Origin of the sequence: Ferruginibacter sp. SUN002 (assembly GCF_050611725.1) — a bacterium.
Taxonomy (GTDB): Bacteria; Bacteroidota; Bacteroidia; order Chitinophagales; family Chitinophagaceae; genus Ferruginibacter.
Map to the genome: position 1 here is coordinate 1,153,581 of NZ_JBODJB010000001.1, position 12,959 is coordinate 1,166,539.

The 12,959-nt window shown below is 36.6% G+C and carries 10 protein-coding genes; 5 read left to right on the top strand and 5 right to left on the bottom strand.

Features of this window, described 5'->3' with window-relative positions:
• Nucleotides 1-112 precede the first annotated feature (112 nt).
• Complete coding sequence (locus ACQ33O_RS05145) at nucleotides 113-871, top strand: geranylgeranylglyceryl/heptaprenylglyceryl phosphate synthase (RefSeq protein ID WP_430994494.1); 759 nt, start codon at nucleotides 113-115, stop codon at nucleotides 869-871.
• Between the two features lie 151 nt (nucleotides 872-1,022).
• Nucleotides 1,023-1,400: a hypothetical protein gene (locus ACQ33O_RS05150; RefSeq protein ID WP_430994495.1), complete on the top strand. Its 378-nt coding sequence runs from the start codon at nucleotides 1,023-1,025 to the stop codon at nucleotides 1,398-1,400.
• 77 nt (nucleotides 1,401-1,477) lie between these two features.
• On the opposite strand, the gene ACQ33O_RS05155 is transcribed toward ACQ33O_RS05150, so the two are convergent.
• Both ACQ33O_RS05155 and ACQ33O_RS05160 read right to left on the bottom strand, forming a co-directional pair.
• Nucleotides 1,478-2,206, bottom strand: a complete 729-nt coding sequence (locus tag ACQ33O_RS05155) for a LytR/AlgR family response regulator transcription factor (protein WP_430994496.1) — start codon at nucleotides 2,204-2,206, stop codon at nucleotides 1,478-1,480.
• A gap of 11 nt (nucleotides 2,207-2,217) precedes the next feature.
• The gene (locus tag ACQ33O_RS05160) at nucleotides 2,218-3,267 is read right to left on the bottom strand and encodes a sensor histidine kinase (protein WP_430994497.1); all 1,050 of its coding nucleotides are present in this window, start codon (nucleotides 3,265-3,267) and stop codon (nucleotides 2,218-2,220) included.
• A 180-nt stretch (nucleotides 3,268-3,447) separates the two neighbouring features.
• Between ACQ33O_RS05160 and ACQ33O_RS05165 the strand changes: the two genes are divergently transcribed.
• Together ACQ33O_RS05165 and ruvB are read left to right on the top strand one after the other, a co-directional pair.
• The gene (locus ACQ33O_RS05165) at nucleotides 3,448-4,737 is read left to right on the top strand and encodes a DUF937 domain-containing protein (RefSeq protein ID WP_430994498.1); all 1,290 of its coding nucleotides are present in this window, start codon (nucleotides 3,448-3,450) and stop codon (nucleotides 4,735-4,737) included.
• 111 nt (nucleotides 4,738-4,848) lie between these two features.
• Nucleotides 4,849-5,883, top strand: a complete 1,035-nt coding sequence (gene ruvB / locus ACQ33O_RS05170) for a Holliday junction branch migration DNA helicase RuvB (protein WP_430994499.1) — start codon at nucleotides 4,849-4,851, stop codon at nucleotides 5,881-5,883.
• 89 nt (nucleotides 5,884-5,972) lie between these two features.
• Here ruvB and ACQ33O_RS05175 read toward each other — a convergent pair whose 3' ends face one another.
• Nucleotides 5,973-6,668, bottom strand: a complete 696-nt coding sequence (locus ACQ33O_RS05175; protein WP_430994500.1) for a response regulator transcription factor — start codon at nucleotides 6,666-6,668, stop codon at nucleotides 5,973-5,975.
• A 178-nt stretch (nucleotides 6,669-6,846) separates the two neighbouring features.
• Here ACQ33O_RS05175 and ACQ33O_RS05180 point away from each other — a divergent pair, with 178 nt between their 5' ends.
• Nucleotides 6,847-8,394: a helicase HerA-like domain-containing protein gene (locus ACQ33O_RS05180; RefSeq protein ID WP_430994501.1), complete on the top strand. Its 1,548-nt coding sequence runs from the start codon at nucleotides 6,847-6,849 to the stop codon at nucleotides 8,392-8,394.
• A 420-nt stretch (nucleotides 8,395-8,814) separates the two neighbouring features.
• Here ACQ33O_RS05180 and ACQ33O_RS05185 read toward each other — a convergent pair whose 3' ends face one another.
• Nucleotides 8,815-10,716: a RecQ family ATP-dependent DNA helicase gene (locus ACQ33O_RS05185; protein WP_430994502.1), complete on the bottom strand. Its 1,902-nt coding sequence runs from the start codon at nucleotides 10,714-10,716 to the stop codon at nucleotides 8,815-8,817.
• Nucleotides 10,717-10,740: 24 nt separating this feature from the next.
• A complete protein-coding gene (locus ACQ33O_RS05190) occupies nucleotides 10,741-12,897 on the bottom strand; it encodes a heavy metal translocating P-type ATPase (protein WP_430994503.1) in 2,157 nt (718 codons plus the stop codon).
• Nucleotides 12,898-12,959 lie beyond the last annotated feature (62 nt).

Consider the following 12,959-nt stretch of genomic DNA (forward strand, 5'->3'; position numbering starts at 1 on the left):
CAAATTTAGCAATATTCGCTATTTCAGTGCGTTAAAAGCCTGATGTTTAGTATCTTTAATTTTAATAAAAGCAAAAAAAGCCACATTTTTGCAAGGACGTTAATAAGTATTGATGACAAAAGGTATATACAATTCATTAGTAGAGCGGAAAAGAACAGGCAAAAAATCGTTTGCCGTACTAATTGACCCCGATAAGGTGAACAGTACCAATATGGAACAACTGATCGATCTGTCTGTTTCAGCGAAGGTCGATTACTTTTTGGTAGGCGGTAGCTTGGTTATCTCTACTTATTTAGATGAATGTTTACAATTGATCAAACGCAGTTGTAATATCCCAACAATATTATTTCCCGGAAGCCCGTCGCAGGTAAGTAAGTATGCAGATGCATTATTGTACCTGTCGCTTATCAGCGGACGTAACCCTGAATTACTCATCGGTCAGCATGTAGTATCAGCGCCATTTGTAAAAAAGAGCGGACTGGAAATTATGCCAACCGGTTATATGGTGGTAGATGGCGGAGCACCAACAACCGTTTCTTACATTTCTAATGCAAGCCCTTTACCTGCCGACAAAAATGATATAGCTATGTGTACAGCCATGGCCGGCGAAATGCTGGGCATGAAATTAATTTATATGGATGCCGGTAGCGGAGCCAAACGAGCTATCCCCGAAAGCATGATACAAAAAGTAGCACAGTCTATAGAAGTGCCTTTAATTATTGGTGGTGGTATCATCGAACCCGAAAAAGCTTACCTCAATTGCAAGGCCGGTGCCGATGTAATTGTTGTTGGTAACGCTATTGAAAAAGATGCTTCTCTTATTAAAGAAATGGCTGCTGCGGTACATAGTGTACCGGTGAACGTTGGGTAGATTTTTTTGAATACCAGCTTCAGTTTTTCATGGCGTCATCGTTGCGTCGCAATCCTTTCATCTTTAGTACTACTATTTAACTTTTCTCTAAACGTATAAGGTGTATAAGAAGTGTCGCCTATATTTGTGTTATACATAATTGAGATACAATATGTCAATTTTCAAAAAATTATTTGGAAAAAAATCGATTGAGTTGAGCAACTTTATTGATAATAATGAATCTGAGCAAGCAGTTATTATTTACTTCGACTATAAAAAAGATAATTTAGAACCACTCCATTCATTGGAAAAACAGTTGGAGAAAATAATCAATGATACTATGGTTGGGGAATATGATGGGCACGAAATCCGCACAGATTATAATGATGGAATACTTTATATGTATGGACCCAATGCGGAAGTTCTATATAAAACAATAAAACCGATATTGGAAGCAACAGATTTTATGATCGGCGCTACTGCAAATATTCGTTTCGGTCCGCCAAGTGCAGGGGTAAAAGAAATAGAAGTTAGAATAGGAGAAGATTAATCATATCCTTCTGCATGTTCGGTGAAGACACCAACCTCGAGGGAAATATTCAATCTACAATATTCCATATTAAATACCTACAAACTCATCATCTCTTTAAACTTCACCGCCTGTCTTCTACTCACTTCAACTTTTTCACCGCCTTGTAAGTCTAAAAGAAGTCCGCCATTAAAATAAGGTTCGATCTTTTCGATCATTCGCATATTCACAATATGCTTACGGTTGGCACGGAAAAATATTTTTTCATCCAAACGTTCTTCCAAAGCGTTTAAAGATTTTAAGATGAGCGGTTTGTTACCTGCAAAGAAAACTTTTGCGTAGTTACCAACGCTTTCGAATAAACGCACTTCAGATAGTTTTACAAACCAGCAACGTTCGCCATCTTTCACAAAAACCTGATCGTTTTCGCTCAGCATACCACGACCAAAAGCTTGTTGTGCAGCCAGTTCTTTTTCTTCTGCCAGTTTTAATTTATGTAGAGCATCACCCAATCTTTTAGGTTCAATGGGTTTCATTAAATAATCCAACGCATTTACTTCAAAAGCTTTTAAAGCATATTCATCATAGGCCGTAGTAAAGATCACATGCGGAGCTTTATCCAATTCCATCAGCATATCAAAGCCGGTCTTACCGGGCATTTGAATATCCAGGAAAATAAGATCCGGGTTTAGGTTGTCTATCTTTTCAATACCCTCAGCAGCATTTGCAGCTTCGTCTATCACTTCAATTTCAGGAAAATCCTGCAATAGTTTTCTTAATTCATTTCTTGCAAGTCTTTCGTCATCGATAATAATTGCTTTTGGCATAACACTATATTTTATAAAATATTTTTTGGCATAATGATCCTCGATTCAACAGTATCTGCATCTAAATTCTTAATATCAAAAGTAGCTTTACCCTGGTATAAAAGATTCAATCTGTTTTGAGTGCTCTTTACACCAAATCCGTCTTCACTTATCAAAGTACTCAATTGTCCGGAGTTTTGCACTACCAATTCGTGGTGATCATTTACAAAATCGGAGATCACTTTTATTTTTCCACCGTTTATTTTTTTGCTGATGCCGTGTTTGATCGCATTCTCAACCAGTGTTTGCAACATCATCGGGGGTACAGGTTGCTCCAATGTGTTTTCGTCAATATCTAATTCAATGGTGAGTCTTTCTTCAAAACGCATTTTTTCCAGCGCAAGATAATCTTTCACAATATTCAACTCTCTCACCAAAGGAACGGTCTCCAATTTCTCCGCATGCATGCTGCTGCGTAAAATATTACTTAACTCAGTAATGGCATTTCTGGCACGTTGAGGATTTTCATCTACCAATGCCCTGATACTATTTAATGCATTAAAAATAAAATGCGGATTGATATGCGATTTGATCGTCTTCAATTCCAGTTCTTTTACCAGCGATTGAAGTTTCAACGTATCTACCTGCTGTTTGCGGTTACGTTCCACATAATGGTAAGTATAGTAAATGAGGTTCCAGATAAACAAAATAAAAAAACTGTTAATAATACTTCTTATCAGTTCATTCAACAAAGAGATACTTGGATCCACATATCCTCTCAAGCCAAACAATTTTTCAGCTCCTACATCAGCACAGGCATAGATGATCGAAAAAACGATGGTGATCAGAATAAATGAAATGATCTGATTACGGATGGGTTTTTCTAAAAATTTATAATGTTTGATCACAATTCTCATAAGGTGAGTTGAAAGCAAACCCAGCACAACACTGATGAGTATGATCAGGTAAAAATGCTCTACTTTACGAATAGAGAGGGTAAGATAGAAGAATACGGTAATAGCGGCATTTAGCCCCCATCCGCCCAATTGGCACATCCAGTATCTCGATAATTGCTTAAACATTGTACACAAATTTACAGTTAGCCAACTTAAATGCAACCCTTGCATATGATTAGTGGCGAAATGCTGTGCTGGGAGGCGATATATCAGATTTTTTTTGTCCGTGCAACCATTATTGTCACGAATCAATCTTAATATAATCCTGATAAGCTATTATATAACTAACAATCAAAATTTACGAGGATGTCATTCAATTTATTAGATGCTGCAAAAGGGTTAATTACCAACGATTTGATAAGTAAAGCAAGTGCTTTTTTAGGTGAAAGTGAAACTGGAATAGCAAAAGCATTTAGCGGTATTTTGCCTGCATTGATAACAGGCATTACAGAAAAAGCTTCAAATAACGGCGGTGCCAATACTGTTTCTAATTTGGCATTGCAAGCGAATAGTGCCGATTTTGTTGGAAATATAAACGGCTTTTTTGAGAATGATAGTGGAGGCGGATTACTGAATAAAGGAGCCCGATTATTGGCTGGATTGTTTGATGAACATAAAACCAATACGCTTACGAATATCATTGCAAATTTCTCTGGAATAAAAAAATCTTCATCAACTTCTTTACTAAGTATGGTTACTCCTGTAGTTTTGGGGCTTTTGGGTAAGCAAGCTGCAGCAGATCATTTGAACGGAAGTGGACTGGCATCTCTTTTGAAAGAACAAAAAGGAAACCTGCTAAAAGCCTTGCCTTCCGGGTTGAACTTGGGAGATCTTTTCAGCGGAGCAACTAGTAACTTAAATCATTCGACCGATCGTGTAAAATATGCTGCTTTAGAAACCCACGAAAAAACTGAGACCGGATTAAAATGGTTGCTTCCTTTATTATTGTTGGCATTGGCACTTCTGACGGCGTTGTTTTTTTTAGGAAAAGGATCTAATAAGGGGAGCGAAGCGGCCAATGAACTTGATTCAGTAAGGTCTAGAACAGAAGACTCTGCTGACGCTTATAAAAATAGCACTTCCGGAAGACTAGATACACTAACGCAGGAGTGGTTATATGATTCAGGTAAACAAATAACGATCGACCTTCCTAATAACACAGGCAAGTTGCTGGTTGGTGAAAACTCTACCGAAAATAAATTGTTTAAATTTTTGATGAACACCAATGCAAAAATTGATACAATAAAAGGTAATTGGTTTGAGTTAACGAATGTTCATTTTAAATCAGGCGGAACTCAATTAGATTCGACCTCGATGGCACAACTTGGAAATATTGTTGCCATTATAAAAGCTTTTCCGACAGCAGAATTTAAGCTGGGAGGTTATACAGATAATTCAGGAGATTCTCTAGCAAATGTTCAATTGTCTCAAAAAAGAGCAGATGCCGTAGCTACTCAGCTAAAAAAAATGGGAACATCGGCTACAGCTATTACAGGGGCTGAAGGCTATGGCCCTCAGATACCCATAGCAGATAATACAACACCAGAAGGCAGGGCACAAAACCGTCGTGTGGCTGTAAGGGTTAAAGCAAAATAGTTTTAGTTTTTAGGTTGGAATTGTTACTTCCCCTCACTTAGTGAGGGGATTTTTGTAAACAACATATTTAAAGATTAATGTTTAGTTTTACAGGGTTGATAAAAATCATTCATGCCCAATCCAAATTTAAATACGGAAGGATCTTCTTTAAGTGCTGCGGATAAAGAATTCGAGAACAATATTCGGCCAAGCGAAATGGCCGACTTTACAGGTCAGGCACAAACCATAGAAAATCTGAGGGTTTTTATCAAAGCTGCTAAGATCAGAGGAGAGGCGTTGGATCATACTTTGTTTCATGGTCCGCCGGGGTTGGGTAAAACAACACTCAGCAGAATCATTGCAAATGAATTAGGTGTTAATATCAAAGAAACCAGCGGGCCGGTAATTGAAAAGCCCGGTGATCTTGCAGGCCTACTTACTAATTTAGAGCCGAATGATGTATTGTTTATTGATGAGATACATCGGTTGAGCAATGTGGTGGAAGAATATCTATATGCGGCTATGGAAGATTTCAGGATCGATATTATGATCGATAGCGGACCTAATGCAAGAAGTGTGCAGATCAATTTAAACCCTTTTACCTTGGTTGGTGCAACAACAAGAAGTGGTTTATTAACTGCACCGTTACTTTCCAGATTCGGAATAAAATCAAGATTAGAATATTACAATGCAGAAACATTACAGAAAATTATTTTGCGTTCTGCTGGTATATTGAATACTTCTATAACGGTAGATGCAGCTAAAGAAATTGCCGGACGTAGCAGGGGTACACCACGTATTGCAAATGGACTGTTGCGTAGGGTAAGGGATTTTGCTCAGGTATTGAACGATGGGGCAATAGATATAGGCATTACCCAACATTCTTTAAAAGCATTGAATGTAGATGAGCATGGGCTCGATGATATGGATAACAGAATTCTTTCTACGATCATTGATAAATTCAAAGGTGGCCCAGTAGGTATTACAACCATTGCAACGGCAGTAGGCGAAGAAGCAGGTACATTGGAAGAAGTATATGAGCCTTTTTTAATTCAGGAAGGATTTATACAACGCACTGCCCGAGGAAGAGAAGCTACCGAAAAAGCGTATACGCATTTGGGTAAGACAATGCCAAAGTTTGGCGGGCCGGGTAATTTATTTTCATAGAATTTAGAAACGCTGATTTAGCTGATAAAAAAATGCCGCAGATTTTATCTGCGGCATTTGTATAAATTCTTTTGAACTATATTACTATTTTACGAAGCAACCAATCTAAATCCATTGCCATGAATATTTACAATTTCAATAGCAGGATCTTCTTTTAAATATTTACGAAGCTTAGCAATATATACATCCATGCTTCTTCCATTAAAGTAGGTGTCGCTACCCCATATTTTTTTCAACGCAACTTCTCTTGGCAATAGGTCATTTTTGTATTCGCAAAGCATTTTAAGTAATTCGCTTTCTTTGGGAGAAAGCGTGATCAGTTTCCCGTCAAAACCCAATTCACGTAGGCGTGGATTGAAATGATATTTACCCATATCAAATTCTGCGTTCACTTCTTCTTTATGCAATTCTTCATTGCGTTTTAAGATAGCTTTTATTTTATGCAATAAAACTTCACTATCGAATGGCTTGGTGATATAATCATCCGCACCCAATTTGTATCCCTGAATAATATCTTCCTTCATTGTTTTTGCACTAAGGAAAAATAAAGGAACATCCGGATTGATATCACGAATTTCTTCTGCCAATGTAAACCCATCCATATTTGGCATCATCACATCCAAAAGGCAAAGATCGAATTTCTCTCTTTGAAAGGCAGCCAAACCAAGTCTGCCATCTCTTTCTAATGTAATGTCATAATCATTTAATTCAAGATAATTTTTTAAGACCATGCCAAGATTTGCATCATCTTCGCATAAGAGTACCTTGGGTTTTATCGGTTCCATGTTGTTATAGTTTAAAGGCAAATAAAGTAAATGTTATTTGCTACCACGAATATAATGCCTAATTTTTTTATAAAATCGATTTAACGAAATTGTAACGTTTTATCAATACTTCAATATTGTTAAATTTTACACAGTTAATTTCAGCAAGCTTTGTACCTTTCAGTAAATAAATTTTACAATGGCAAATCAGGAACTTTTTTTACAAGTAATAAAAGACGGATATACTTTTAAAGGAGAATCTGTTAAAATAGGTGCGGCGGTATTGGATGGAGTTGTGGTGGCTGATGCAGGTATTTATCTTCCACTCAAAACCATGAACAGGCATGGTCTGATTGCCGGGGCTACAGGTACAGGTAAAACCAAAACACTACAAATGATCAGCGAATACCTGAGTGATGCAAGTGTACCGGTTTTATTGATGGATATAAAAGGTGACCTGAGTGGTATCGCTGCAATGGGGTCAAGTAATGATAAAGTAGTTGACAGATACCAAAAGTTGAATATTGAGTATAAACCAACACAATTTCCGGCAGAACTTTTAACGCTCAGCGATCAGAAAGGTGTTCGATTAAGGGCAACCGTTAGTGAGTTTGGTCCGGTTTTATTAAGTAAGATATTAGGGCTGAATGATACACAAGGTGGGGTAGTGGCAATGATATTTAAATATTGCGATGATACAAAGCTGCCACTGTTGGATCTGAAAGATTTTATAAAGGTATTACAGTATGTTGGCGAAGAAGGAAAAGACGAACTTGAAAAGTCATATGGCAAGATATCCACCACAAGTACGGGCACCATTTTGAGAAAGGTGATTGAATTGCAGCAGCAAGGCGCTGATATATTTTTTGGCGAAAAAAGTTTTGAAGTAGAAGACCTGATGAGAATTGATGATAAAGGCTGTGGTATCATCAATGTTTTAAGGGTTACTGACCTTCAGGACAGACCTAAATTATTCTCTACATTTATGTTGCAACTATTGGCAGAATTATACGCCAGTTGCCCTGAAGAAGGTGATCTCGATAAACCTAAACTGGTAATGTTTATTGATGAGGCTCACTTGATCTTTAATGAGGCAAGCGATGCACTATTACAACAAATTGAAACCATTATTAAACTAATACGAAGCAAGGGTATTGGTATTTTCTTTTGCACACAAAATCCAATGGATGTGCCGGCAAGTATTCTCGGACAACTTGGTTTAAAAGTACAACATGCGCTTAGGGCTTTTACGGCAGCAGATAGAAAAGTGATCAAACAAACAGCAGAGAATTATCCAGAAACAGATTTTTATAAAACCGAAGATCTTATTACACAATTGGGAATTGGAGAAGCTTTGGTTACCATGTTAAATGAAAAAGGTATACCAACACCATTGGCGCATGTCATGCTTTGCTCACCCCGTAGCCGTATGGATGTATTAACTGACAGCGAGATCGATGCAATTGTCGGCAAGTCTAAACTTGTTGCTAAATACAACCAGATAATTGATTCTGAAAGTGCGTATGAAATATTAACAGCTAAACTGGAAGAAGCTGCTGAAAGATCAAAAGCTGAAGAAGAAGAAAAGCCGGGTAAAAAAGAAGAAAAATCCACTTTGGAAAAAGTAGCCAATAATACTATTGTTAAAAGTATGGTTAGAACTGCCGGCACAACCATTGTACGCTCTTTGCTAGGTGCTCTGGGACTAGGCGGCAGAAGCAGATCAAAAAAAAGCAGCTGGTTTTAGCCTGTAGTACTACTAATGACTTTTACGAAGCCTGTATCGTAAATAACTAATTGATTTTTATAAGATTGTCTGATGCAGACAGAAAAAAGCCGTATTCAATTATCATTTGACCACCTATTGACAAATATCAAATAGTTCAGAATATTTCAGCCATACTAAATTGTTGTTAAATTAATAATTTAGTAAACCGTACATAGCTTATAATCAATAAGATAATAAAAATTAATGTGTAAAAAATACACACTTAAATAAAAAAATGTAAAATATTTCATAAAAAACTTGCACGATAGTATTTTCCGTATTATCTTCGTCTTGGTTTTTCATAGGATATTGGATTTTAAAGCGGGACTAGATTTCTATCTTGGTCCCTTTTTTTTGTCCTTACTTTATTAGTGTTTAAACATTAAGTATCAACACTTTCTATATAGATATATTTCCTTCCTTGGTAATTATGAGTTTGTTTTCAGATTGCAGAAAGTCGATCACCTTCCAAATCTTTTCCTTTTTGGTCGGAGCTAAATGCTGTATCAATGTCTTTAACGCAATCGATTGCGTAGAAATAATATTGGTAATTTTTTCAGTGATCTGTTCAAACTCTTCCTTTGTAATGACTAACTCTTTTTGATTAATGCAATTGTCGCAGATCCCACATTTTTTTACGGAAGGGTCATTAAAGTAATGAGCAATTTCTTTGGAGCGACAGTTAATGGTATTGTTGATATAATTGATCATTGCTTTTACACGAATGTCGAACTGTTTTTTTCTTAGCAAATGATTGTCCAAATTGATCAAGAAACTATCTGCATACATTCTGTTTAGCAACAATGTAATTTGTGGTTTATCTTTTTGTTGTACGTAATCAACAATGCCCAAATATTTTAATTGCAATAATTCTTTTTCTATATCTTCTCTTTTCCTCTGAATGAATCTGGCCAACTGGTTCTCATAAATAGTAGCCGGATAATCGAAGATGCCTTCATAACTGCGTAGTAAACCTTTTATAATAGCTGAATATTGCGGATTGTGAATCTCGAAGTCATTCAATGTTTCTTTACTGCAGTTAAAAACCAATGTTGACGGTTTAAAGAACACTTCATTAAAGCTTAGTATGCTTTCCTGTTCCAATGTTTTAATAGCATAGGTTGCTGTAAGAATATTTTGTTTGAAAGCGGAGCTGAAAATTGCAATGTCAAAATCGTAGCTACTATATGCTCCGCTACCCGCCGGAATTTGCAAATGGTTCATTAGATCGATATAAACTTTTTTTATTTCTTCCTGACTAGGGTAGCGAATATTGCTTTGCTTTTGCAGGTCATCCAGTTCCCTGTCGTTATACAACAATACAGCATACGATCTCTTTCCGTCCCGACCGGCTCTACCTGCTTCCTGATAATAATTCTCCAAACAATCCGGTACCTCATAATGTACTACAACTCTTACATCGGGTTTATCTATTCCCATACCAAATGCATTGGTGCAAACAATAACAGTAGTTTGATTATTGATCCAGCTTTCCTGCTTTATATTTCTTTCATCATTACTTAATCCTGCATGATAAAAATCTGCATTGATCTTATTCAATTTTAAAAGATCGGAAATGTCTTTTGTGTGTTTTCTGCTTTTGCAATAAACAATAGCACTGCCTTTTACATTGTTTAATATCTCTAATAATTTATTTTGTTTGGATGATACGTTGAAAGCGCTATATGATAAGTTTGGTCTGTCGAATGATTGCTGAAAACGTTCGCTTGTTTTTTTGAATAACAATTTTTCACAAATGTCATCCTGCACTTCTTTAGTGGCCGATGCTGTTAAAGCCAATACGGGCACAGAAGGGATGTATTCTCGTAAAGCAGCAATACGTAAGTAAGATGGTCTGAAATCATAGCCCCACTGACTGATACAATGCGATTCATCAACAGCAATCAAATTAATATGCATTGCCGGTAAAAACTCCAGAAATAAATTTGTTTCTAATCGTTCAGGCGATACGTATAAGAATTTATAATTGCCGTGTACAGCATTTTGTAAAGTTTTTTTTACTTCAATAAAACTCATGCCGGAGTAAATGGATAATGCAGGTATGCCTTTATTCTTTAAATTTTGAACTTGATCTTTTATTAATGCAATGAGTGGACTAATAACAAGACATATACCATTTGATGCCATTGCCGGTACCTGAAAACAAATGGATTTGCCGCCACCGGTGGGTAACAGAGCTAGTACATCTTTTTTATCTAATACAGCATTAATGATATCTTCCTGTAAAGGACGGAAAACATCATAGCCCCAATATTCTTTTAGTATTTCCTGAGTTGTCAAAAGAATGAAATTATCGACCTGAAATTAAACTACTTTCCTGTAATTTAAACGAATAGAATTAATGGCCAGCACCACATCACTGAATCCCATTGCCAATGCAGCAATGCCGGGTTGAAGAAAACCCATGGCAGCAATAGGAATGGCAACAACATTATAAATAAATGCCCAAAAGAGATTTCCTTTTATAGTAGAAAAAGTATGTTTCCCTAAACCCAAAGCCATTGGAAGATGTTGAATACCGTTATTCATTAAAACAACCTGTGCTGTTTGCATTGCCAGATGTGATGCATCACTCATGGAGATGCCGATGGTAGCTTTTGCCAAAGCAGGTGCATCGTTAATGCCATCACCTACCATTGCCACAGGAGATTTTTTATTTAATTCTTCTATGATGGCCAACTTTTCTTCCGGAGATTTTTCGGCATACACTTCTTCAATGCCAATTTCGGCAGCAACCTTTTTTGCTTTATCAATATTATCGCCGCTTAATAAAATAGTATGAATATTTTTTGAATGTAAATAAGCAACAACTGCTTTTGCTTCTTCTCTTATTTCATCTTCCATATCAAACCAACCGATCAAAGAGTCATTTTTTAGAAGATAAGCAGTATGTGTATTGTCTTCAGTAAGTTTAGGGGCTACTTTATAAGATCCGAGCAAATAAATATTTCCTTCATTGTCTTCTGCTTTTATTCCAAGACCTTTTATTTCCTCTATTTTTTTCCAGTTAATGGCATTGCTAATTTTTAATTCGCTAACGATCGCCTTTGCAATTGGGTGATTAGAATATTTTTCTAAAGAAAAAATAATTTGCTTGAATTCATCTTCATGAATGGTGCTGTAAATTTTGCTTATTACAAATTGCCCTTTTGTAAGCGTACCTGTTTTATCGAATACAACTGTAGAAATATTTTTAAATAGCTCAAGGCTTTTTGCATTGCGAAAAAGTATTCCCTTTTTTGCTGCTCTTCCCAGTCCTACTGCAATAGCTGCAGGTGTTGCAAGTCCCATGGCGCAAGGACAACTAATTACTAATACAGCAATGCTTCTCATTAAAGATGATGTGCCGGAAATATTGAAAGCAAAATAGTTGACTAAAAAAGTAAGGATTGAAATAGCTATTACTACAGGTACAAATACAGCACTGATTTTATCTGCCATTTGCTGTATAGGTGGTTTCTCACTTTGTGCTTGTTTTACAAGATTCAAAATATTACTCAACACTGTGTCTTTACCTACAGAGGTAACCTGAGCTTTTACAGTACCGTCAATAACAAGACTACCGCCTATCAATCCATCTTTCTTTTGTTTGTGAATGGGTTTACTCTCACCCGTCAATAACGCTTCATTCACTTGTACATCACCCCATAAAATTTTGCAGTCTGTTGGAACCTGCTCACCGGTTTTTATAAGGATAAGATCACCAACTCGTAATTGTGTGTTCTCAACAGGAAATATTTGCTCTTTATGTTCGTCATCAAAAGCGATCATATTGGCCATTACTTTTTGCTGAGCCGATAATTTGTTCAGTTCTTTTTGTGTAATGGTTACCGATTTATGTTCAACCCATTCACCTAAAAAAACCAATGTGATAATGGTTGCGGCTGTTTCATAAAAAATATAATCCATACCGAAATTTCCCAATGTTCCTATCAGACTATATACAAAGGCAGCAGTGGCACCGATTGCGATCAAGACATTCATGTTGGGGATACCACGACGTAAACTTTTAAATGCACTTACGCCAAAATATCCCATTCCAACTATGTAAACAGGCAAACAGATCGCAAACTGTATCCATGGGTTCATCAAAAAATGAATATGCCAGGGAAGCATGTGTAGCATCAATACTAACGTAAATGGTAAGCAGAAGAGAAAGCGTTGAAGATGATTGTTGAATGACCATCGCCTATGGACCATGATCCATGGCCGATGATTATGAGTAGTACTTCCGTGGTCCATTGTTTGTTGCCAGTTGTCCGAAACAACCTTATACCCTAAGTCCTTAATGCCTGCTGCTAATGTTTCCTTCGATTTATTTCCGGTTAGTTCAAAACTCACATCCCCGCCTATGAAATTAACTTTCACATCTTGCTGCCCTTCTTTTTGAAGATACTTTGTAATGGTAAGGGCACAATTGGTGCAATCCATTCCTTCTACTTTCCAGTCAATCTTTTCCATAATACAAAATTAGTTTATAGGAGTTTGCACACTTTACCATTTGAGTAAAATATCTTTGCAAC